Origin of the sequence: Streptococcus sp. SPS1 (assembly GCF_030439915.1) — a bacterium.
GTDB lineage: Bacteria > Bacillota > Bacilli > Lactobacillales > Streptococcaceae > Streptococcus.
In genome coordinates, this window is the sequence record NZ_JAQFJG010000009.1 from 67,139 (window position 1) to 90,127 (window position 22,989).

General features: G+C 41.5%; 26 protein-coding genes. 9 read left to right on the top strand and 17 right to left on the bottom strand.

Annotated features, from left to right (window positions below):
• Nucleotides 1–130: 130 nt before the first annotated feature.
• The 3 genes from upp to PCY12_RS07605 all read right to left on the bottom strand — a co-directional run bounded on the left by upp (nt 131) and on the right by PCY12_RS07605 (nt 1,892).
• The gene (gene upp, locus PCY12_RS07595; protein ID WP_000515974.1) at nt 131–760 is read right to left on the bottom strand and encodes a uracil phosphoribosyltransferase; all 630 of its coding nucleotides are present in this window, start codon (nt 758–760) and stop codon (nt 131–133) included.
• An 88-nt stretch (nt 761–848) separates the two neighbouring features.
• Nucleotides 849–1,316, bottom strand: a complete 468-nt coding sequence (locus tag PCY12_RS07600; protein ID WP_000136973.1) for a cytidine/deoxycytidylate deaminase family protein — start codon at nt 1,314–1,316, stop codon at nt 849–851.
• 18 nt (nt 1,317–1,334) lie between these two features.
• Entirely contained in the window at nt 1,335–1,892 is a 558-nt protein-coding gene (locus PCY12_RS07605) for a TetR/AcrR family transcriptional regulator (RefSeq protein WP_301352293.1), read from the bottom strand.
• 124 nt (nt 1,893–2,016) lie between these two features.
• Here PCY12_RS07605 and PCY12_RS07610 point away from each other — a divergent pair, with 124 nt between their 5' ends.
• Genes PCY12_RS07610 through PCY12_RS07620 form a run of 3 tightly spaced genes read left to right on the top strand, consistent with a single transcriptional unit; the run spans nt 2,017 to nt 4,663 of the window.
• Entirely contained in the window at nt 2,017–2,862 is an 846-nt protein-coding gene (locus tag PCY12_RS07610; RefSeq protein WP_301352294.1) for a DegV family protein, read from the top strand.
• Nucleotides 2,863–2,920: 58 nt separating this feature from the next.
• Nucleotides 2,921–4,093 carry an NAD(P)/FAD-dependent oxidoreductase gene (locus PCY12_RS07615; RefSeq protein ID WP_301352296.1) on the top strand — a complete coding sequence of 391 codons (1,173 nt, stop codon included), beginning with the start codon at nt 2,921–2,923 and terminating at the stop codon, nt 4,091–4,093.
• Nucleotides 4,094–4,141: 48 nt separating this feature from the next.
• On the top strand, nt 4,142–4,663 hold the full coding sequence (locus tag PCY12_RS07620) for a DUF1697 domain-containing protein (RefSeq protein ID WP_301352298.1): 522 nt from the start codon (nt 4,142–4,144) through the stop codon (nt 4,661–4,663).
• A 41-nt stretch (nt 4,664–4,704) separates the two neighbouring features.
• Here the strand turns inward: PCY12_RS07620 and PCY12_RS07625 are convergent, their stop codons facing one another.
• Nucleotides 4,705–5,445 carry a MerR family transcriptional regulator gene (locus PCY12_RS07625; protein ID WP_301352299.1) on the bottom strand — a complete coding sequence of 247 codons (741 nt, stop codon included), beginning with the start codon at nt 5,443–5,445 and terminating at the stop codon, nt 4,705–4,707.
• 234 nt (nt 5,446–5,679) lie between these two features.
• Between PCY12_RS07625 and PCY12_RS07630 the strand changes: the two genes are divergently transcribed.
• Nucleotides 5,680–7,020: a sodium-dependent transporter gene (locus tag PCY12_RS07630; RefSeq protein WP_301352301.1), complete on the top strand. Its 1,341-nt coding sequence runs from the start codon at nt 5,680–5,682 to the stop codon at nt 7,018–7,020.
• A 40-nt stretch (nt 7,021–7,060) separates the two neighbouring features.
• Here PCY12_RS07630 and manA read toward each other — a convergent pair whose 3' ends face one another.
• The 8 genes from manA to PCY12_RS07670 all read right to left on the bottom strand — a co-directional run bounded on the left by manA (nt 7,061) and on the right by PCY12_RS07670 (nt 15,972).
• Nucleotides 7,061–8,005 (bottom strand): mannose-6-phosphate isomerase, class I, encoded by a 945-nt coding sequence (manA, locus tag PCY12_RS07635; protein WP_301352302.1) that lies wholly within the window; start codon nt 8,003–8,005, stop codon nt 7,061–7,063.
• 121 nt (nt 8,006–8,126) lie between these two features.
• The gene (locus tag PCY12_RS07640; protein ID WP_301352303.1) at nt 8,127–9,566 is read right to left on the bottom strand and encodes a 6-phospho-beta-glucosidase; all 1,440 of its coding nucleotides are present in this window, start codon (nt 9,564–9,566) and stop codon (nt 8,127–8,129) included.
• A gap of 234 nt (nt 9,567–9,800) precedes the next feature.
• Complete coding sequence (locus PCY12_RS07645; protein ID WP_173233699.1) at nt 9,801–9,956, bottom strand: hypothetical protein; 156 nt, start codon at nt 9,954–9,956, stop codon at nt 9,801–9,803.
• 282 nt (nt 9,957–10,238) lie between these two features.
• Nucleotides 10,239–10,586 carry a VOC family protein gene (locus PCY12_RS07650; RefSeq protein ID WP_301352305.1) on the bottom strand — a complete coding sequence of 116 codons (348 nt, stop codon included), beginning with the start codon at nt 10,584–10,586 and terminating at the stop codon, nt 10,239–10,241.
• Nucleotides 10,587–10,840: 254 nt separating this feature from the next.
• On the bottom strand, nt 10,841–12,616 hold the full coding sequence (gene spxB / locus PCY12_RS07655) for a pyruvate oxidase (protein WP_049511582.1): 1,776 nt from the start codon (nt 12,614–12,616) through the stop codon (nt 10,841–10,843).
• Between the two features lie 325 nt (nt 12,617–12,941).
• Entirely contained in the window at nt 12,942–15,185 is a 2,244-nt protein-coding gene (locus PCY12_RS07660) for a heavy metal translocating P-type ATPase (protein WP_301352306.1), read from the bottom strand.
• A 9-nt stretch (nt 15,186–15,194) separates the two neighbouring features.
• Nucleotides 15,195–15,566, bottom strand: a complete 372-nt coding sequence (locus PCY12_RS07665) for a cupredoxin domain-containing protein (protein WP_301352307.1) — start codon at nt 15,564–15,566, stop codon at nt 15,195–15,197.
• 10 nt (nt 15,567–15,576) lie between these two features.
• Nucleotides 15,577–15,972, bottom strand: a complete 396-nt coding sequence (locus tag PCY12_RS07670; RefSeq protein ID WP_301352308.1) for a CopY/TcrY family copper transport repressor — start codon at nt 15,970–15,972, stop codon at nt 15,577–15,579.
• 130 nt (nt 15,973–16,102) lie between these two features.
• On the opposite strand from PCY12_RS07670, the gene PCY12_RS07675 reads away from it, so the two are divergent.
• On the top strand, nt 16,103–16,234 hold the full coding sequence (locus PCY12_RS07675) for a hypothetical protein (protein WP_301352310.1): 132 nt from the start codon (nt 16,103–16,105) through the stop codon (nt 16,232–16,234).
• 66 nt (nt 16,235–16,300) lie between these two features.
• On the opposite strand, the gene lctO is transcribed toward PCY12_RS07675, so the two are convergent.
• Nucleotides 16,301–17,437 (bottom strand): L-lactate oxidase, encoded by a 1,137-nt coding sequence (gene lctO, locus PCY12_RS07680; protein WP_049524544.1) that lies wholly within the window; start codon nt 17,435–17,437, stop codon nt 16,301–16,303.
• 215 nt (nt 17,438–17,652) lie between these two features.
• Between lctO and PCY12_RS07685 the strand changes: the two genes are divergently transcribed.
• Genes PCY12_RS07685 through PCY12_RS07700 form a run of 4 tightly spaced genes read left to right on the top strand, consistent with a single transcriptional unit; the run spans nt 17,653 to nt 20,607 of the window.
• Nucleotides 17,653–18,333 carry an amino acid ABC transporter permease gene (locus tag PCY12_RS07685; RefSeq protein ID WP_301352312.1) on the top strand — a complete coding sequence of 227 codons (681 nt, stop codon included), beginning with the start codon at nt 17,653–17,655 and terminating at the stop codon, nt 18,331–18,333.
• The gene (locus PCY12_RS07690; protein WP_001154146.1) at nt 18,293–18,970 is read left to right on the top strand and encodes an amino acid ABC transporter permease; all 678 of its coding nucleotides are present in this window, start codon (nt 18,293–18,295) and stop codon (nt 18,968–18,970) included. Before PCY12_RS07685 ends, PCY12_RS07690 begins: the two co-directional genes overlap by 41 nt.
• Entirely contained in the window at nt 18,971–19,729 is a 759-nt protein-coding gene (locus PCY12_RS07695) for an amino acid ABC transporter ATP-binding protein (RefSeq protein ID WP_301352313.1), read from the top strand.
• A gap of 11 nt (nt 19,730–19,740) precedes the next feature.
• The gene (locus PCY12_RS07700; RefSeq protein WP_301352316.1) at nt 19,741–20,607 is read left to right on the top strand and encodes a cysteine ABC transporter substrate-binding protein; all 867 of its coding nucleotides are present in this window, start codon (nt 19,741–19,743) and stop codon (nt 20,605–20,607) included.
• 62 nt (nt 20,608–20,669) lie between these two features.
• Here PCY12_RS07700 and pyrE read toward each other — a convergent pair whose 3' ends face one another.
• From pyrE to PCY12_RS07720, 4 genes are all read right to left on the bottom strand, one after another.
• Nucleotides 20,670–21,302, bottom strand: coding sequence for an orotate phosphoribosyltransferase (gene pyrE, locus PCY12_RS07705; protein WP_301352317.1), 633 nt, complete (start codon nt 21,300–21,302; stop codon nt 20,670–20,672).
• A gap of 33 nt (nt 21,303–21,335) precedes the next feature.
• Nucleotides 21,336–22,037 (bottom strand): orotidine-5'-phosphate decarboxylase, encoded by a 702-nt coding sequence (gene pyrF / locus PCY12_RS07710; protein WP_301352319.1) that lies wholly within the window; start codon nt 22,035–22,037, stop codon nt 21,336–21,338.
• A 231-nt stretch (nt 22,038–22,268) separates the two neighbouring features.
• Nucleotides 22,269–22,508, bottom strand: coding sequence for a hypothetical protein (locus PCY12_RS07715; RefSeq protein WP_261061509.1), 240 nt, complete (start codon nt 22,506–22,508; stop codon nt 22,269–22,271).
• A gap of 175 nt (nt 22,509–22,683) precedes the next feature.
• The coding region (locus PCY12_RS07720; protein ID WP_301352321.1) for a transposase at nt 22,684–22,989 on the bottom strand (306 nt) is incomplete at its 5' end.

A 22,989-nucleotide genomic window follows, 5' to 3' on the forward strand; every position in this document is an offset into this window, starting at 1 on the left:
GAAGATAAGACTATTATAATATCTTGGTCAAAAAAGGTCAAATTTTTGCTCTGTTTTCATTAGACAGAAACAAAAATTCAACCTCCTTTCGTGACTGGAAATCCTTTTCCAAGTCATTCTTCTTTTAATTTTATTTCGTACCGAACAAGCGGTCTCCAGCATCTCCAAGACCTGGAACGATATAACCGTGTTCGTTCAAGCGTTCATCCAAGGCTGCTGTAAAGATTTCTACATCTGGATGAGCTTCTTGAAGGGCTTTTACACCTTCTGGAGCAGATACAAGGCAGACAAACTTGATATTTGATGCCCCACGTTTTTTAAGTGAGTCGACAGCTAAGATTGCTGATCCACCTGTTGCCAACATTGGGTCTACCACAAAAATTTGACGTTGGTCAATATCTTCAGGCAATTTTACCAAGTACTCAACTGGTTGAAGTGTTTCTTCATCACGGTACATACCGATGTGACCAACTTTAGCAGCTGGAACCAAGCTCAAGAGACCATCAACCATCCCGATACCTGCACGCAAAATTGGAACGATGGCCAATTTCTTACCTGCCAATTGTTTTTGAACTGTTTTTGTAATTGGTGTTTCGATTTCCACATCTTCTAGTGGAAGATCACGAAGTACTTCATACCCCATCAACATTGCAATCTCATCTACTAGCTCACGAAAAGCTTTTGTAGAAGTATCTGTACGACGCAAGATTGACAATTTGTGTTGAATCAGCGGGTGATTAATAACTTCAATTTTTCCCATTTTTGGAATTCCTTCTTTCAATTTATTCTTCTTATTATACCAAAAAACGGTTTAAAAATCTTTCTAAACCATTTATTTTTGATAATTTTTACATTAGATCAGCCTCTTTAAGAGCTGCCTGTACTGTCTCAAGTGGTAAATGGGTCAATTCTGTTCCCTTTTCTTGATAAAGGTATTGGGCATAGTCGTCCATTCTGTACTGGTTGATATAAACCACGCGCTTGCAACCGACCTGCAGCAATTGTTTGGTACAGTTCAGACAAGGAAAATGGGTTACATAGGCTGTAAAACCTTTTGGAACACCACGTTCTGCACCTTGAAGGATAGCATTGACCTCAGCGTGAAGGGTGCGAACACAGTGTCCTTCAATGACCAAACATTCGTGGTCAATACAATGCTCAGTCCCTGACACCGAACCATTGTAACCAGTGGAAATAACCTTATTATCTTTTACCAGAATCGCGCCCACTTTGGCACGTTTACAAGTGGAACGATTGGCAATTAGTAAGGCTTGGGCTGCAAAATACTCATCCCATGCTAGTCTTTTTTCAGTCATATCTCTTCTCCTTTTTCTCTATTTTTTAAAAAATGGTAACCGTAAATCCGCAATCTTTTCAGCTGGTACCTTCATGCCATCCTTGATCCATTTTAGAAGGACTGAGACGATGGCTGAACTCCAGAAGGAATGAAGATAAGATCTGACACCTTTTGATTTTCCATGGTATTTTTCCAGAAACTCCTGCATGGCTTGGACAAAGATTTTTTCCAGATGGTAATCCAAGGCCAGTTGAATCACTCTGGCTTCTTTTCTTGCCTCGCGGAAAAGGTGAACCCAGACCAGATAAAGGTCTGTCTTTAAATCATAATGATGCAACTGTTCCATAATATTGTGGACAGTTCGTTTAAAGACGCTTTCTAAAATCTCCTCTTTGGAATCATAATTGCGATAAAAGGCCGCACGCGAAACGCCTGCACGTTTGACCAATTCAGAAATACTAATCTTGGTCAAGTCCTTTTTTTCCAAGAGTTGCAAGAGGGCTGTTTCGATGGCTTCTCTAGTTAATAAATTGGATTCTTGGTTTGATTTTCTGAGATTTTCAAGAGACTTTTCAGAGATTCTACGTTCAGACATAACATTTTCTTTCTACTTGTCACAACAGACAGATGAGGCTTTTGTTTCAAGGGCTTTCATGATATAATTGTAAAAAAAGACAGAACCTTTGTCAATGTATAACTGACAAAGATGGAGAATTTCTATGACTTGGAAGATTATTGCTGACTCTGGTTGTGATTATCGTCAACTGGCAAAACCAGCTATTGACACAACCTTTGTAAGTGTCCCCTTAACCATTCAAGTAGCTGATCAGATCTTTGTTGATGATGCTAATCTTGATATTGACCAAATGATGGAAACCATGTATGCAACCGCAGAAGCTTCAAAATCAGCTTGTCCAAGCCCAGATGATTATTTGCGAGCATTTGAAGGAGCCAAAAATATTTTCCTAGTAACCATCACTGGTACTCTCTCTGGCAGCCACAATAGTGCGCAACTGGCCAAGAATATTTATCTGGAAGACCATCCTGATACTAAGATTCATGTAATTGATAGTTTGTCTGCTGGCGGTGAGGTTGACTTGCTCGTAGAAAAATTAAATGATTTGATTGACCAGGGCTTATCTTTTGAAGAAGTAGTTGAAGCTATCACTGCCTATCAAGAAAAAACCAAGTTGCTCTTTGTCCTAGCTAAAGTCGATAACTTGGTGAAGAACGGCCGTTTGAGCAAACTTATCGGTACGGTCGTTGGCCTCCTCAATATCCGTATGGTCGGAGAAGCTAGTCAAACTGGAACTCTCGAATTGCTACAAAAAGCAAGAGGACCAAAGAAATCGATTCAAGCAGCCTATGAAGAGTTAGTGAAAGCAGGATATGCTGGTGGTCGTATTGTCATGGCCCAACGCAATAACGAGAAATGTTGCCAACAGCTTTCAGACCGAATCCGTGAAAATTTCCCACAGGCGGATATTAAAATTCTCCCGACATCTGGTCTCTGCAGTTTTTATGCAGAAGATGGTGGTTTGCTGATGGGATATGAAATTGATTAATTCCATTCTTAACAAGAGGTGACCATCATCTCTTGTTTTTTTGTGGTACAATAGAGCTATGAAACATTTTGATACTATCGTCATCGGTGGAGGACCTGCTGGAATGATGGCTACAATTTCCAGTAGCTTTTATGGACAGAAAACCCTCCTCATCGAAAAAAATCGGAAACTTGGAAAAAAATTAGCTGGGACTGGTGGGGGACGTTGCAATGTAACCAACAATGGTAGCTTGGACGACCTGCTAGCTGGCATCCCTGGAAATGGGCGCTTTCTCTACAGTGTCTTCTCCCAATTTGATAATCATGATATCATTAACTTTTTTACTGAAAATGGTGTTAAACTTAAGATCGAAGACCACGGACGCGTCTTTCCTACTAGCGACAAATCGCGAACCATTATCGAAGCCTTGGAAAAGAAAATCACTGAACTAGGTGGCCAAGTTGCTACTCAAACCGAAATTGTTTCGGTTAAAAAAATCGGCGACCAGTTTGTCCTTAAGTCCGCAGGCCAAAGCTTTACTTGCGATAAGCTCATTGTCACAACTGGTGGGAAATCCTATCCTTCCACTGGCTCGACTGGTTTTGGTCACGAGATTGCCCGTCATTTTAAACACACCATTACCGAGCTTGAGGCAGCTGAAAGTCCATTGTTGACAGATTTTCCACACAAGGCCTTGCAGGGTATTTCGCTGGACGATGTGGCCCTAAGCTATGGTAAGCATGTCATCACTCACGATTTGCTCTTTACCCACTTTGGTTTGTCAGGCCCTGCTGCTCTGCGTATGTCTAGTTTTGTCAAGGGTGGGGAGGTTCTCTCGCTAGATGTTTTACCTCAACTTTCTGAGAAGGACTTGGCTGCATTTTTAGAAGAAATTCGGGAAAAATCCTTGAAAAACGCTTTAAAAACTTTATTACCAGAGCGTTTGGCAGAATTTTTTGTGCAAGGCTATCCTGAAAAAGTCAAACAGTTGACTGAAAAGGAACGTGAAAAACTTGTCCAGTCTATCAAGGCTCTCAAAATCCCTGTGACTGGCAAAATGTCCCTTGCCAAGTCCTTTGTCACCAAAGGTGGCGTCAGTCTTAAGGAAATCAACCCTAAAACCCTTGAAAGTAAGCTGGTCCCTGGCCTCCACTTTGCGGGCGAGGTACTGGATATCAATGCCCACACAGGTGGCTTTAACATCACTTCTGCTCTCTGCACTGGTTGGGTGGCAGGATCAAACCCAATCTAAATATACAGTACTCAATGGAACAATCCTCCCCAAAAGAAAGGAAGTCCTTTGGAACATATTATCTTGTTAAGAGGAGTTACTCCTAATGGAAAAAATGCTATCCCTAAAATGTCTTATCTAGTAGATATCTTGACAGAAGTTGGTTTTCAACAAGTTCGAACCTATATTCAAAGTGGGAATATCATTCTTGAAAGTGACTTAGATTTAGAAACAATACGAGAACGTGTTCATACTCTGATAAAGGAAAAAATTGGGGCCGACTTAAAAATGGTAATCAAGAACAAAAGTGATTTTACAAAAATTGTCCAAGAAAACCCTTTTGGAGAACACTATCTTTATGACCGTATACACGTGATTTTTTATCAAGAATCTATTCAAAGCCTCCCTTTAGAAAAATTGAAAATTGATTACGGTGAAGAAGAAATTTGTATCGGTAACCATTGTCTTTTCCTCTATCTCCCTAGAACTGCAAAACAAAAGAAACTCCATACCAACTATCTTGAAAAGCTTTTCAATGTAGATTTGACAATGCGAAAACTAAATGTAGTAGAAAAATTATTAAGCAAGTAGTGCTTGAATTTAGTAAAAATCGGAAGAATACTCCTCCGATTTTATTTTGTCTGAGTTTGGACATAGTGAGCAATCACATCTGATGTGTACTGGGCTGTTCCAGGTCCAAATTTGTCAATATTTTCCTTAAACTCTGGATTATAGACGTAGCCTTTACCGATATGACCGAAGACTTCAATAGTACAGTCGAATCCATAAGTCCGAATGGCTTGCAAGAGTTTAGCGGCTTCTTCTTGATTTTCGGTTGCTGTTACAGGTAGACCAGCTTGAAGATTTTGTGCCAAGGCTTGAAAGACTTGGTTAAAGGCAACCGTAGCCTCATCTTCGTGACCTTTTTGGCGCTCCAGCGCTTGGTCCATGACTTCTTGTCCATACTTCTCTACCGCCTCTTTGTGGTATTTTTGATGGTCTTGGTAGTTAAATCCAGCAAATTTCTCTTGAATGCTCATTTCTCTTTCTCCTTTTTGTTCTTGAATGGTTTTTTGCAAGGTTGAAATCAAGGTATCCAGATGTTCCCTTTCTCGAGTCAAATAGTCCAACTGCCTGGTCAAATGAGGCAATAAATCTGTCCTTTCTTCCTTTAATAGCTCTGCTATCTTTTCTAAAGAAAAGCCTAGATATTTATAGTAAAGAATGACCTGGAGACGTTCCAAATCCTCTTGACTGTAAGTTCGATAACCGTTTCCTGACTTTAAGGGGACTAAGAGTCCTATCTTATCGTAGTGGTGCAGGGTCTTGACAGAGACACCTGAAAGCTGGGCAGCTTCTTTTATATGGTACATGATTTCCTCCTTACATTGATAGTATAACCCCTCCCCTTAGGTCAGAGTCAAGCGTTTTTGCGAAATTTTTTACTTTATCATAACATGAAAATGGTTTTCTTGACAGACCTTAGAAAACATGATAGGATAGTCAAGTCTATCAATCAAAAGAAACGCTCACTTTGAGTACTGATGAGGCTATTTGCCAAGGGCAGTAGCTTTTTCTTTTGTAACACTAATTTTAGGAGTTTAACTATGTCTGAAAAATCGCAATGGGGTTCTAAACTGGGCTTTATCCTAGCATCTGCTGGTTCAGCTATCGGACTTGGTGCCGTTTGGAAATTCCCCTACATGACTGCTGCTAACGGTGGAGGAGGCTTTTTACTGGTCTTTCTCGTTTCCACTATTTTAATCGGTTTCCCCCTCTTGCTTGCTGAATTCGCCCTCGGCCGAAGCGCTGGTGTCTCAGCAATCAAAACCTTTGGAAAACTGGGCAAGAATAGCAAGTACAACTTTATCGGTTGGATTGGTGCCTTTGCCCTCTTTATCCTCTTATCTTTCTACAGTGTTATTGGAGGATGGATTTTAGTCTATCTAGGCATTGAGTTTGGAAAATTGTTCCAACTTAGCGGAACGGGTGACTATGCTCAGCTCTTTACCGATATTATTTCCAATCCAGCCATTGCCTTAGGAGCTCAAGCTGCCTTTATCCTGTTGAATATCTTTATTGTATCACGTGGGGTTCAAAAAGGGATTGAAAGAGCTTCGAAAGTCATGATGCCTCTGCTCTTTATCATCTTTGTCATCATCATCGGTCGTTCTCTCAGTTTGCCAAATGCCATGGAGGGCGTTCTCTACTTCCTAAAACCAGACTTCTCTAAGCTGACAAGTACTGGTCTCCTCTATGCTCTGGGACAAGCTTTCTTCGCCCTCTCACTAGGGGTTACAGCCATGCTTACCTATGCTTCTTATTTGGACAAGAAAACCAATCTAGTCCAGTCAGGGATTTCCATTGTAGCCATGAACATCTCGGTATCCATCATGGCAGGTCTAGCCATTTTCCCAGCCATGTCAGCTTTCAATATCCAGTCTGAAGGGGGGCCTAGCTTACTCTTTATCGTCTTGCCTCAACTCTTTGACAAGATGCCTTTTGGAACCATTTTCTACATCCTCTTCCTCTTGCTCTTCCTCTTTGCGACTGTCACTTCTTCTGTCGTGATGCTGGAAATCAATGTGGGCAATATCACCAACCAGGACAACAGCAAACGTGCCAAATGGAGTGCCATTTTAGGAATCTTGACCTTTGTCTTTGGAATTCCTTCAGCCCTATCTTACGGTGTCATGGCGGATGTTCACATCTTTGGGAAGACCTTCTTTGACGCTATGGACTTCTTGGTTTCCAATCTCCTCATGCCATTTGGAGCTCTCTGCCTTTCACTTTTTACAGGCTATATCTTTAAAAAGGCTCTTGCAATGGAGGAACTCCATCTCGATGAAACGGCATGGAAACAAGGACTTTTCCAAGTCTGGCTCTTCCTTCTTCGTTTCATCATTCCAATCATCATCATCGTGGTCTTCATCGCCCAATTTATGTAATCAAAAAGGACTTGAGTAGTAAACTCAGGCCCTTTCTTTTTTATGGATGGCTAACAATCAATTCCAAACCTTGCCCTTCCAGAGTCCAAGCCTCAACATCACTAGGTAGGATAAAGTGGCTACCTTTTTGAATTGAATAGTTTTTTCCATCAACAGTTAGCTGACCTTGACCAGCTAAGACACTAAACAAGCTGTAATCAGCTATCTTCTCAAAATCAACTTTTCCAGTGATTTCCCACTTGTAAACTGCAAAAAAATCATTGGATACAAGGAGAGTTGAGCATAAATAATCAGCTTTGACAGTTACAGGACGGCTATTTGCAGGCTCACCAATGTTTAATACATCAATGGATTTTTCAAGGTGAAGTTCACGCAAGTTACCATTATCATCCTTACGGTCAAAGTCATAGACGCGATAGGTGGTGTCACTAGATTGTTGGGTTTCAAGAATCAAGATACCTGCTCCAATAGCATGCATGGTGCCGCTTGGTACATAGAAGAAATCTCCAGCTTTAACAGGGACTTTAGTCAACAAGTCATCCCAGTTTTTAGCTTCGATTTGCTGACGAAGTTCTTCTTTTGACTTGGCATTGTGACCATAGATAATCTCTGAACCTTCATCCGCAGCGATAATGTACCAGCACTCTGTTTTTCCGAGTTCGCCTTCATGCTCCAGTCCATAAGCATCGTCTGGGTGAACTTGGACGCTGAGCCAGTCGTTGGCATCAAGAATCTTGGTCAAGAGTGGAAATACAGTCTCAGGACGATTACCAAACAATTCACGGTGCTCTGCATATAAAGTAGCCAGATTTGTTCCCTCGAAACGACCATTGGCAACTTTAGAGACTCCATTTGGATGAGCTGAGATAGCCCAATATTCTCCGATTTTTTCATTTGGGATGTCGTAGCCAAACTCATCACGTAGCTTGGTTCCACCCCAGATTTTTTCTTGCATAACTGATTGTAAAAATAATGGTTCTGACATCTTGATCTCCTGTCTGATTTTTCTCCCCTCATTATAGCAAAAAAAGAGTTCCATTTGAACTCTTTTTTCACATCTTATAAAGTAGGGAGAAGATTTTGTAAAAATAGTAAACAAATGTGCTCTATTTAATGCTTGTACCATTGCTGGCAATGACATCCTTGTACCAGTAAAGGGATTTCTTCTTGGTCCGTTTTAGACTTCCATGACCAGCATTATCTCGATCCACATAGATAAAGCCATAGCGCTTGTTCATTTCGCCTGTTCCAGCTGAAACCAGATCGATACAGCCCCAAGTCGTATAACCAAGCAAGTCAACTCCATCTTGGTAAATGGCATCTCGCATAGCCTTGATATGAGCTTCTAAGTAAGCAATCCGATAGTCATCTGCTACATAACCATTCTCATCTGGTGTATCCATAGCACCGAGACCATTTTCTACGATAAACATAGGCTTTTGGTAACGATCCCAGATGGCATTTAGGGTGATACGAAGCCCAAGCGGGTCAATCTGCCACCCCCATTCTGAGGATTCAAGATAAGGATTTTTGAGGGAGGCAAAGACATTTCCAGCAGTTAATTCTTTAACTTCTGGATCACCTGACGCCACTCGACTTGCATAGTAAGAGAAGGAAACAAAGTCAACAGTATTGTTCTTCAACAAGTCCAGATCCTCTGCCGTCATATGAATCTCAATCCCCTCACGCTCCCATTGCTTCTTGGCATAATTTGGGTATTCCCCACGCGCTTGAACATCAATGAAGAAGTAACTCTTGCGGTCTTCCTCCATGGCTGCCCAGTAGTCTCTCGGATGGGCTGTGTTAGGATAGTATTGCCCTGCTGCCAACATACATCCCACCTTGTTTTCTGGGTCAATTTCGTGGGCAATCTTAGTCGCCATGGCTGAAGCCACCAACTCATGGTGAGCAGCCTGATATTTAACCTGTTCTTGATTTTCTCCTTCTTCAAAACAGAGCCCAGCTCCCATAAAGGGGGCATGGAGAATCATGTTGATTTCGTTGAAGGTAAGCCAATATTTGACCAAACCCTTATAGCGGGTAAAGAGTGTGCGACAAAGTTTTTCATAGAAGTCTAACATCCGACGATTGCGCCATCCACCGTACTCTGTAATCAAGTGCATAGGACAGTCGAAATGAGTAATGGTTACCAGAGGTTGGATTCCATACTTGTGACATTCCTTAAACAAATCCTCATAAAAGGCTAGACCAGCTTCATTTGGCTCGGTTTCGTCACCCTTAGGAAAAATCCGAGTCCAAGCAATGGAAAGCCGATAAGTCTTAAAGCCCATCTCTGCAAAAAGAGCAATATCTTCCTTGTAATGATGGTACATATCAATGGCTTCTTTGGCTGGGTAAAAATAGCCCTCCTCAAACGAAAACATCTTTTTCTGACCTGTGATAATGGCTTCACGGTCTGGACCAATGGGAACAACATCAACGTTCGCCAACCCACGACCGTCTAAATTATAAGCACCCTCACATTGATTAGCTGCCGTAGCACCACCCCAGAGGAAACCATCTGGAAATTGTAGTCTTTCTGTCATCACTTTACCTCACTTAATTCATTAGTTCTATTATACTAAAAAGAGGACAAAAAGTTTGGAACTATCTGGGTAATGATGGAGCTGAGCTTGCTTTTATGTTTGATGCAAAAACAAGCAAGAGTTTAAGATTTTTGTTATAAAAATGTAAACTATCACAGTCTTGTGATAAGAAAAAGACCGGATTGCTCCGATCTGTTTGATCCATAAAATGTAAAAATGAATAGCTATTGTCAATCAATGGATGGACTGATTGATTGTCAGTAAGCCGTGGTTAATTATTGCTGCAATATCTTCAAGACCATGCAAAATAAAACTTCCTATAATCAGTCCTATAATAACTGAACAGATAATCATGGTCACACAGATTAGATAAATATCCTTTTTTTGCATCTCTTTCCTCCTACTATCTATTCATGGAGATATTTCAATCCCAAGTTCCAATGAAATAAGAAAATCCACTTACTACTGCTGTTTAAAAAATATTTCTCCTTTCCATATCAGTTTCATTTTCTACTGTTATATTTTTATTATAAGATTTTGGGAAAGCGCTGTCAACTATTTATATGCAATTTCTTTATATAAAAAGACCGGATTGCTCCGATCTTTCAATAGTTCATATTCTCAATTTCTATTTTAAGAATGGTTAAGGTTAACGTCAAATGACTAAGCGTCCTATTTCATACGATAAAAATCAATCACTAGACCAGCAGGGCCTTTAACTAATAAGGACTCTGTTCCCCAATCCGTTTCACAAATACCGTGTAAAATATCGATACCAATCTCTTTCAACCGTTGGTAATTCTGGTCTACATTCTCAACCTCAATGTGAAGAATGATTCCTGACTGAAAATCTTCCAAAGGAATCAAATGATTTTGGGACAACATCAGACAGTGACTGCCAATCGTAAACTGAGCAAAACTGTCATCAACATAATCGGACTTTTTATCCAAAATACGCTCCAAGTCAGCACAAACTTGAGGAACATCTGAAACGATAATATCTAATTGATTTAAATTCATTTACTATCCTCCATAAAAAGACCGGATTTCTCCGATCTTTTCAAGTTCTGCTCTATGAAAATCAAAGAATAAACAAGGTGAAACCAAGTTTGATGGCAAATATTTGCTCATCAAACTACGAAAAATCCTTTGGGACTTTTTCTAGGCTCCACACTAGATTCCATCATTGAAATTTATGGTTTCAATGATGGAATCGTCGGCAGTAAGCTAATAAAGAAGTCTATAAATTTATCTTTGATTTTCGGCGAGAGGAATTATTTAATTGCGCGTGATTGCAACCCTTCTTCTTCCAAGAAGAGACGGAATGGTACGAGTTCTTCTGCTTCGTATTTTTCCTTGAAGGCTTTGATTGCTTCTTCTGAGTGAAGTTTTGGATCCAATTCAAGTACTTCTACTGGAAGTGGACGGTGTGGAGTGATGCGAGCATCGATCACAACAGTTTTACCTTCTTTGTTCAATTTAACAGCTTCTGCAACAACTGCATCGATGTCTTCGATACGGTCAACTGTAAATCCAACCGCTCCTTGAGCTTCAGCGATTTTCGCATAGTCAGCATTAGGGAAGTCACAACCAAACAAGTGTTTGTTTGTGTCTTCGTATTTGTCCTTGATGAAGGCATATTTACCATTTGAGAAGACAACGTTGATAACTGGAAGGTCGTATTGAACGTTTGTGATAACGTCTGGGTAGCACATGTTGAATGCACCGTCACCCATGATGTTCCATACTTGGCGATCTGGATTGTCTTTCTTAGCAGCGATACCACCAGGAAGGGCAATACCCATTGTCGCAAAGAGTGGAGATGTACGCCACATGTTCTTAGGTGTCATGTGAAGGTGACGAGTAGATGTTTGAGTAGTGTCACCTACGTCGATTGAGTAGATAGCGTCTTGATCAGCATGTTTGTTGATTGCATTGTAAACTTGATACAATTGCAATTCACCCTCAGTTTTACCTTCGAGTTTGTTCATGTAATCACGCCAGTTTTGGTTGTTCTTAACGTTTGCACGCCACCATGGAGTAGATTCAACTGGATTCACTTTGTCAAGGATAGCTTTGGCTGCTTGACCTGCATCACCAAGGATTGAAGCATCAAGGGCATGACGTTTACCAAGTTTGTAAGGGTCGATATCCACTTGGATGAATTTTTCAGTATTCTTGAATGCTTCGTAAACTTCAGCAAATGGGAAGTTTGAACCAAGGAAAAGAACTGTGTCTGCTTCAAAGACCACTTCGTTGGCTGGTTTCCAACCAACACGGTAAGCAGAACCTGTCAAACCTTCATAGTTCCATTCGAAAGCTTCAAAGTTTTTACCAGTTGTGATGATTGGTGCTTTGATTTTACGTGACAATTCAGTAATCACTTCACCAGCTTTAACACCACCGTAACCAGCATAGATAACTGGACGTTCAGCATTGTTCAAGATTTCAACAGCTTTGTCGATTTCAACTTCGTTCAAAGCAGGAGCGATGAATGAACGCTCGTATGAACCTGATCCATAGTATGAGTTTTCGTCGATTTCTTGGAAACCAAAGTTTACTGGGATTTCAACAACAGCTGGACCTTTTTTAGAAACTGCAGCACGGCAAGCTTCGTCAATAACTTTTGGCAATTGCTCAGCGTAAGCTACACGTTTGTTGTATACAGCGATACCGTTGTACATTGGGTTTTGGTTCAATTCTTGGAAAGCATCCATGTTGAGTTCGTTAACTGGACGTGATCCAAGGATCGCTAGGAATGGAGTGTTATCCATAGCTGCATCGTAAACACCGTTAATCAAGTGAGTCGCACCTGGACCACCTGAACCAACTGCAACCCCGATTGAGCCACCGAATTTAGCTTGCATAACCGCTGCAAGAGCACCTGTTTCTTCGTGGCGAACTTGCAAGAAGCGGATATCTTTTTCTTCAGCCAAAGCGTCCATCAATGAGCTGAGTGTTCCTGATGGGATACCGTAGATTGTGTCTACGCCCCATGTTTTCAATACGTTAAGCATTGCTGCAGATGCAGTAATTTTCCCTTGAGTCATAATGATAACTCTCCTTCAAATATTTTTAAATCTACTAAAAAAGGTTTCATATAATTTTTGAAAACGTTTCAGTAAATTTTTACACTACTAATTTATCACATTTATTTTTAGTTTACTAAGAATCTGCTCAGAAGTTTCTATTCTCTATTACAGTACAGTTTGAAAACGTTTTTAGTTTCTGTTTTATAATAATACTCAATAAAAATCAAAGAGCAAACTAGGAAGCTAGCCGCAGGCTGCTCAAAGCACAGCTTTAAGGTTGCAGGTACAGCTGATGTGATTTGAAGAGATTTTCGAAGAGTATAAAAAGCGAGCAAGCCCGCTTTTAGTCTATCTTAGTAACGTTTAGCATGAGTGAACTGATCAAAACAGATACAGAGCTAAAGGCCATGGCTAGACCTGCCAATTCTGGATTGAGAGCCAGTCCAACACCTGAAAAGATTCCTGCTGCAATCGGAATTCCGACAACATTGTAGATAAAAGCCCAGAAAAGATTGAGCAGAATTCGATGAAAGGTTTTCTTACTCATGTCAAAGGCACGAACCACTCCTAAGAGGTTATTGGTTGTCAACACCAAATCCGCTGACTCGATGGCGATATCTGTTCCAGCTCCCATGGCAATCCCCACATCCGCTACACTGAGGGCAGGTGCATCATTGATACCGTCCCCAACAAAGGCTACTTTGCCAGCCGCTTGTAGTTTATGGATTTCATGGGCTTTTTCTTCTGGTAAGACACCTGCAATGACCTCTTCGATTCCGATCTGATCCGCAATAGCACGCGCCACACCTGCATTGTCTCCTGTCAGCATGACTGTTTTAAGACCACGTTTTTTCAACTGACTGATGGCTAGCTTGGCATTTTCCTTGGGAATATCTTGCAGAGCAAGCAAGCCTTTGATTTCATTGTCCACAGCCAAGAACACAACTGTCTTAGCTTCTTTTTCCAGTTCTTCTAGTTTTTCCTGATAAGTGCTTGAAATGTTCAGACCATCCAGCATTTTAGCATTTCCAAGCAGAACTTGTTTTCCATTGATTTGCCCTGAGACACCTTTTCCGTGCAAGGCTTGGAAATTTTCCACAGTATGAAGCTCAAGTCCAATTTCAGTCGCTCGCTGGACAATGGCCTCAGCCAGTGGGTGTTGAGAAGCTTCTTCCAAGGAAGCTGCCAATCCAAGCACTTCTACTTCGTCGCCGATGATATCTGTTACCACAGGCTTCCCTTCCGTCAAAGTCCCAGTCTTATCAAAGACAATCGTTTGAACTTTCTGGATTTCCTGTAGAACCATTCCATTTTTGAGAAGAACTCCCATCTTGGCACTGCGTCCTGTCCCTACCATAAGGGCTGTCGGTGTTGCAAGACCCAAGGCACAAGGGCAGGCAATAATCAAAACAGCCACCCCATAGAGAAGAGAAGAGACAAAGCTAGCTCCAAGCACGACTACACTATCCCTGAGCAAGACAAACCAAACCCAAAAGGTCACAATTCCTAAAATGACAACTGCTGGGACAAAAATGCCTGAAATTTTATCCGTCAAGTCCTGAATCGGCGCACGACTTGTCTGAGCTTTCTTCACAAAATCCACAATCTGAGCCAAAACAGTCTCTGAACCAACTTTTTCTGCTCTAAAAACAAGTGTTCCACTATTATTGATGGTTGAGCCAATGACGGTATCTCCAACTGTCTTGTCCACAGGCAGACTCTCACCTGTCACCATGGATTCGTCAATACTAGAGACACCTTCTACTACGACACCATCAACAGCAATCTTTTCACCGGGACGCACTCGAATCAGGTCACCTACCTTGACTTGCTCCAAGGGGACTTGAACATAGTTATCCTCACGCAAGACTTCTGCAGTTTTAGCCTGCAAATCCAGTAATTTCTCCACAGCTTGGGAAGTATTTTTCCGCATTTTCTCCTCAAAAACGGCTCCCATAAGAACGAAGAAGAAGATAAAGGCAGCACTTTCAAAGTAAACGGGGAGACCAGCGAAGAGGGCAACTAAGCTATAGAAATAGGCCACTAGGGTTCCCAGAGCAACCAAGGTATCCATGTTGGCATTGTGCTTTTTAAAACTAGCCCAAGCACTTTGGATATAAGGACCACCTGCTACTAGCATAATCGGTGTTGTGGCTAAAAAGGTGCCCCAACGCATGACTTGGTGACTAATTCCTCCTGTCGACATCCCAATCATGAGAATCACAAGAGGCACAGTAAAGATACTAGTAATCCAAAAACGCTGTAAAAGTGATAGAGATTTTCGAGTCTTCTCAACGACTGTATAACTTCCCTTTTGCATCTTCATACCACAAGAAAATTCGTGTTGACCTAATTCTTGAGGTGTAAAACGAATGACTTTCTCCTCATCTACGCCGATTGGTTCCAAGATGCCTTCTTCTTCAAACAGAATTTCCTTATAACAGTTTGAAGGTGTCACACGGTGAAAGGTGATCTCAGCAGGAACTCCTTTTTGCAGTTGAATGTGGGCTGGATGGTAGCCTTTGTCTGCCGTGATACGGATTTTTTGAACACCATTTTCAAGATTTGCTTTTATAATTTCAGTCATATCATTCTCCTATTCTACAATCATCTTGCCGTGCATCATATTCATGCCACAAGAGAAACCATACTCTCCAGCCTGCTCAGGCGTGATTTCCACTACATACTCCTCCCCCATAGGCAGGTCCGCATGGACACCAAAGTCTGGAAAGACGATCTGATCCAAACAGGGTGAAGGGTCCTTACGGTCAAAGACAATGCGGGCTGGCACTGATTTCTTGAGGATAAGCAACTCAGGCGTATAGCCCCCCATGACCTCCACTCGAATCTCTTGGTAGCCGTTTTTTTGCTGGGCTTTTTGTCCAGATTTTTCAGGCTTTTTAAAAAACCAAAACAAGATAAACGCGATAAGGGCAATACAAATAATGGTTACAATAATATTCAACATGACGTCTCCTTTACATACAATTACATCTTACTTCTGTTACAGCGCTTGATTTCTTCTCAGAAATCACAGCTTCTAAGTCTTCCAAGTCAGCAAAAGTAAAATCACATTCAGCAATCAAATCAGCCAACAAGTTCTTAATCCTACGAGAACAAACCTTGTCCTTGATATCTTGGACAAGCAAATCTCGACTTTGATCCAAAGTTAAAAGGGCTGAATAAACAAAGGACTTGCCTTCTTTTTTTCGAGTCAGACACTCTTTCTCAACCAAACGAGCCAAAAGAGTTTGAATGGTTGACTTGGACCAGTCGAACCGCTCCGCCAGAACCCTGATCAAATCCGTACTGGTCTGCTCTCCTTGCATCCAAATAATCTTCATGACCTGCCATTCTGCATCTGAAATCTGCATAATCACACCTCCAAAATCTACATTTGTCAATTACATTAAATAGTATACTCTTAAAATCTACATTTGTCAATTATAAAATTCAAATATTTCTCTTTTTTTAAAATCTTTATTTCAAAAGTGTTTATACTCAATGAAAATCAAAAAGCAAACTAGGAAGCTAGCCGCAGGTTGCTCAAAGCACTGCTTTGAGGTTGTAGATAGAACTGACAAAGTCAGCTCAAAACACTGTTTTGAGGTTGCAGATAGAGCTGACGTGGTTTGAAGAGATTTTCGAAGAGTATAAAACACAAGCAAAAACCTCCACATCAAGTGGAGGCAAGCTGTTTTATCAATACAATTTTAAGTCACGAGGGTCAACTGGGAAAGTTGGGTTGTATGGGTTGTGACGAAGCTTGAAGTGTTTGACATCTTCAATCGTCTGAGTTCCAGACAACTGCATGACTGTCTTCAATTCCGCATTCAAGTGTTCAAAGACTTGACGCACACCAACACTACCGCCGAGAGCCAAGCCATAGATAACCGGGCGACCAATAGCTACCAAGTCTGCTCCTGAAGCCAAGGCTTTAAAGACATGTTGACCACGACGAACACCAGAGTCAAAGACAATTGGCACACGTTTGTCAACTGCTTCTGCCACTTCTTGAAGCGAGTCAAAGGCAGCTGGTCCACCGTCGATTTGACGACCACCGTGGTTGGTTACCCAGATACCAGAAGCTCCCGCAGCAAGCGAACGTTCAACATCCTCACGGCATTGTGGTCCCTTGACATAAACAGGAAGTCCAGAGTATTCAGCGATAAATTCTACATCACGTGGAGACAAGCGTTGTTTAGCTGATTTGTAAACAAAGTCCATTGATTTACCAGCACCTTCTGGCAGGTATTCTTCAACAATCGGCATGCCAACTGGGAAGACAAAACCATTACGCTTATCAACCTCACGATTACCCCCTACAGTAGCATCTGCCGTCAAGACAATCGCTTTGTAGCCTTCAGCCTTCACACGATCCATGATGTGGCGGTTAATGCCATCATCCTTACTAAAGTAAAATTGGAACCAGTGAGGTGTCCCTTGAAGAGCTTCCGTAATTTCAGGAAGATCGACAGTAGAGTAAGAACTGGTTGTATAGAGGGAACCAAACTCATGAACACCACGCGCAGTCGCCACTTCACCCTGTTCATTTGCCAATTTATGAGCCGCAACAGGCGCCATAATGATTGGTGAAGACAATTTTTCACCTGCAAATTCAATCTCTGTACTTGGATTTTCTACATTGCAAAGCGTATGCGGAACGATGAGTTTGTGGTTAAAGGCGCGGATATTCTCACGCAAAGTGAAAGTATCTTCCGCCCCACTAGCGATATAGCCAAATGCTGCTTTAGGAATCACTTGTTGCGCCATTGGCTCCAAATCATAGGTATTGATGAAATCTACATGACCTTCTGCATTGCTTGTTTTGTATGACATAAAATGCCCTCCTTGATAAGTAAGCGTTTACTTTGTATATTACAAAAATATCTTAACTCTTTTTTCAAAACTTTTCAAATATTTTGTTTGGAGATTTCAGAAATTTTATGTCTATGATAAAAAATCCTTATAACGGCAATAAAAAATAGATATTATCCAAAAAAGATTTTAAGTGCTACAATAACTGTATTATTTCTAGATAGGAGGTTCTATTTTTGGATTGGTCCATTGTTGAACAATATCTACCACTATATCAAAAGGCATTTCTTCTAACCCTGCATATTGCAGTTTGGGGAATTTTGGGATCCTTTCTGCTCGGTTTAATCGTTAGTATCATCCGGCATTATCGAATTCCCGTTTTGGCGCAAGTAGCGACAGCCTACATTGAATTGTCACGCAACACACCCCTTTTGATTCAACTTTTCTTTCTCTATTTCGGTCTTCCTAGAGTAGGGATTGTCCTATCTTCAGAAGTCTGTGCCACTTTAGGACTGGTCTTTTTAGGAGGCTCCTATATGGCAGAATCTTTCCGAAGTGGGCTGGAAGCCGTTAGTCAAACCCAGCAGGAGATTGGATTAGCTATCGGTCTGACACCTATACAGGTCTTTCGCTATGTGGTTCTGCCGCAAGCAACAGCGGTGGCCCTACCGTCTTTTAGTGCCAATGTCATTTTCCTCATCAAGGAAACCTCTGTTTTCTCAGCAGTAGCTTTGGCCGACCTCATGTACGTCGCCAAAGACTTGATTGGGCTCTACTATGAAACAGACATCGCGCTTGCTATGTTGGTAGTTGCTTATCTAATCATGCTGCTACCTATCTCACTGGTCTTTAGCTGGATAGAAAGGAGGCTCCGCCATGCAGGATTCGGGAATCCAAGTACTCTTTCAGGGAAATAATCTCTTGAGAATCTTACAGGGATTGGGCGTTACGATTGGTATATCCATCCTTTCTGTCCTCTTATCCATGATGTTCGGAACAGTCATGGGAATCATCATGACCTCCCATTCTAGAATCATACGATTTTTAACACGATTGTATCTGGAATTTATCCGTATCATGCCCCAGCTGGTGTTGCTCTTCATCGTTTACTTTGGCTTAGCTCGAAACTTTAATATCAATATCTCAGGTGAGACTTCAGCTATTATCGTTTTTACCCTCTGGGGAACAGCTGAAATGGGAGACTTGGTACGTGGAGCCATTACTTCCCTCCCTAAGCATCAGTTTGAAAGTGGACAGGCACTAGGCTTAACCAATGTTCAACTTTACTACCACATCATCATCCCACAGGTCTTGAGAAGACTGCTACCGCAAGCCATCAACCTTGTCACTCGGATGATTAAAACCACTTCCTTAGTTGTTTTGATTGGGGTTGTGGAAGTGACCAAAGTTGGACAACAAATCATCGATAGCAATCGCTTAACCATCCCAACCGCTTCCTTCTGGATTTATGGAACCATTCTGGTCTTGTATTTCGCAGTCTGCTTTCCTATTTCCAAACTATCCACTCACTTAGAAAAACATTGGAGGAACTAAATGTCTGAAACTATCTTAGAAATCAAGGAACTAAAAAAATCCTTCGGAGACAATCCCATCCTCCAAGGTCTATCCCTGCAAATCAAAAAAGGAGAAGTTGTGGTTATCCTAGGGCCATCTGGTTGTGGGAAAAGTACCCTACTTCGTTGCCTCAACGGCTTAGAAAGTATTCAAGGTGGAGATATTCTTCTGGATGGCCAGTCCATTATTGGCAATCAGAAAGATTTTCACCTAGTTCGCCAAAAGATTGGCATGGTCTTTCAAAGTTATGAACTCTTTCCCCATCTGGATGTCTTACAAAACCTCATCCTAGGCCCTATCAAGGCTCAGGGAAGGGACAAGAAGGAAGTAACGGAAGAAGCTTTGCAACTACTGGAACGTGTTGATTTGCTAGACAAACAACATAGCTTTGCCCGTCAATTATCTGGTGGACAGAAGCAACGGGTTGCAATTGTTCGTGCCCTCCTCATGCACCCAGAAATTATCCTCTTTGACGAAGTGACTGCTTCGCTTGATCCAGAAATGGTGCGTGAGGTGCTGGAACTTATCAATGATTTGGCCCAAGAAGGTCGCACCATGATTTTAGTAACCCATGAAATGCAGTTTGCCCAAGCTATTGCCGATCGGATTATCTTCCTAGACCAAGGAAAAATCGCTGAAGAAGGAACGGCTCAAGCCTTCTTTACCAATCCTCAAACTAAACGAGCCCAGGAATTTTTAAACGTCTTTGACTTTAGCCAATTTGGCTCATATCTATAAAGGAGATTTTTATGAAACTACTCAAACCACTCTTAACTGTTTTGGCTCTTGCATTTGCCCTTATCTTTGTCACAGCTTGTAGCTCAGGTGGAAATGGTGGTGCATCGTCAGGTAAAACCACTGCCAAGGCTCGCACAATCGATGAAATCAAAAAAAGCGGTGAGCTACGAGTCGCCGTATTTGGAGACAAAAAACCCTTTGGCTACGTTGACAATGACGGTTCTTACCAAGGTTACGATATTGAACTTGGGAACCAATTAGCACAAGACCTTGGGGTGAAGGTTAAATACGTTTCAGTCGACGCTGCCAACCGTGCTGAATACTTGATTTCAAACAAGGTAGATATTACCCTTGCCAACTTTACAGTAACTGACGAACGTAAGAAACAAGTTGATTTTGCCCTTCCATATATGAAAGTTTCTCTGGGTGTCGTATCACCTAAGACTGGTCTCATTACAGACGTCAAACAACTTGAAGGTAAAACCTTGATTGTCACAAAAGGAACGACCGCTGAAACTTATTTTGAGAAAAATCACCCAGAAGTAAAACTCCAAAAATACGACCAATATAGCGATGCCTACCAAGCCCTTCTTGACGGACGTGGAGATGCCTTTTCAACTGACAATACGGAAGTTCTAGCTTGGGCGCTTGAAAATAAAGGCTTTGAAGTAGGAATTACTTCCCTCGGTAATCCAGATACCATTGCGGCAGCAGTTCAAAAAGGCAACCAAGAATTGCTAGACTTCATCAATAAAGATATTGAAAAATTAGGTAAGGAAAACTTCTTCCACAAGGCCTATGAAAAAACACTTCACCCAACCTACGGTGACGCTGCTAAAGCAGATGACCTAGTTGTTGAGGGTGGAAAAGTCGACTAATACTCTTCGAAAATCACAAAAAGAAATCAGGTAATCCTAGTGACTACCTGATTTTCTATGTCTTAAGCATTTTGCCAATTTTCTTGGTCTTCTTTAAAGCGTTTTAGAAGATCAAGGCCTTCTGGTGTGATATAGCCTTCTTCTTGGGCTAGATGGATGAGTTCGCTGTAGTTTGAAAGTGTGACTAACTTAACACCAGCATCCGCAAAGTTCTTATCCGCTTTTGGCAACTGATAGCTGAAAATTGCTACTACTCCAAGCACATCTGCTCCTTCGCGTTTAGCGGCTGCTACGGCCTCGAGAACAGAACCACCTGTTGAAATAAGGTCTTCAATCACTACCATTTTTTGACCTTGAGCTACCCGACCTTCGATTTGGTTACCAGCTCCGTGGTCTTTTGGTTTGCTACGGATGTAGGCAAAAGGCAAGTCCATCTTATCAGCAATGATGGCTCCGTGAGGAATCCCTGCTGTCGCAGTTCCTGCAATCACCTCAACCTCAGGAAAGGCTTCTTTGATAGCTTCCACAAAGCCATTTTCAATTAGGGTACGAGTTTCTGGATAGGCTAGTGTCACACGATTATCAGTATAAATCGGTGACTTGATACCAGATGCCCAAGTGAAAGGCTCCTCTGGTTTGAGGTAAACGGCTTGGATTTTCAAGAGGTGGCTAGCGATATCTTTAGCAAGTGTCATGGTATTCTCCTTTTATTTTTCTAATCTATTTCTTTAATTCCAGTCCTGTGTCCATTCATCCTTGATGGCATGATAAGCTGCAACAGGATCCTCAGCTTGGGTAATGGGACGTCCCACTACGATATAGTCACTGCCGATTTGATAGGCATCAGCAGGTGTCATGACGCGTTTTTGGTCTCCAACTGCAGCACCTGCTGGACGAATCCCCGGTGTCAGACAGATAAAATCTGGATTGGTAGCCTGCTTGATGACTTGTACTTCCTGAGCCGAGCAAACGACACCATCTAATCCCGCTTCAGCTGTCTTCTTGGCATAATGAATCACAGACTCTTGCAGGCTGGTTTGGATATTTTGAAACTCCTGCATCTGGACTTCTGACGTTGATGTGAGCTGAGTGACAGCGATCAATTTAGCTTGACTTCCAAGACCTTCACGCGCAGCCTTCATCATCTCTACACCACCAGCCGCATGAACATTGGTCATATCTACACCAAGCTGAGACAGGACCTTCATAGCTGATTTGACTGTATTGGGAATGTCATGCAGCTTGAGATCCAAAAAGACACTGTGACCCAAGCCTTTCAAGTAGGACACAATCTCAGGCCCCGTTGCGTAATAAAGCTCCATCCCTACCTTGAGATAAAGGCTTTCTTCTGCTGGGAAAAGAGCTAAAAATTCCTTGACCGCCTCAAAACTAGGAAAATCAAGAGCAATGACTGGACGATGTTCTCGCATAGTTTTCTCCTTTTACCTTTGCTAGTGAGAGAGTCTGGCCACAAGAAGCCACGAAAAAAGGAACCTGCCAACAGCAAGGTTCCACGAAAAATGGGTAGTCTTCACCCTTTCACCGTCTAACCTTAGCTGCCTCTCTGGACTGCTTTAAAGGTTTTCTATTATTCTATTATTTCTACTAGCACTTGTCAAGTAAAAACATGATTTAATCAACCCCATTCCCTACATCTCAGATTACTTTTTCAGAATATATTTTTTCTTACTACTATCACTCTTTTTATCCCAAATTTTCATATTACTAAACACAGCCACTAGAATATTTCCAAATAGAAAGGTTCCTATCACCCAATATATGGACTCAGTTGTTAGGTATTGTCGATCCAAGCCATCCTTTAAATGGAATAGTATAACTGTTTGGTTAACAATCAAAAAGGTTGGCCAGAAACTTTTTTTGAAAAAAGTAGACATTTTCATTATTTGTTGCCACTTTCTGTAAGGTGAATACTCAATAAGAGTCAAAAAGCAAACTAGGAAGTTAGCCTTAAGCTGTACTTGAGTACGGTAAGGCGACACTGACGTGGTTTGAAGAGATTTTTGAAGAGTATAAGATTAGTATACTACTAGGCAAGCAAATAAGCAACTAATATAGTTAATTAAAACAAGAGCAGGACGAAAGAGCCTCAAAAAAAGTATTGCAACTTGGTAATACCTTTTTGAGGTGCTTTTTGATATGAGCCCATGTTTTCTCAATAGGATTGTACTCAGGTGAGTAGGGAGGAAGAGGTAAAAGTTTATGCCCAAACTCTTCACACAAGAGTTCTATCTTAGCCATTCTATGGAATCTTGCATTATCCATAATAATAACTGATGGTGTATTTAATGTTGGTAAGAGAAACTTCTGAAACCAAGCTTCAAAAAAGTCGCTCGTCATTGTTTCTTGGTAAGTCATTGGAGC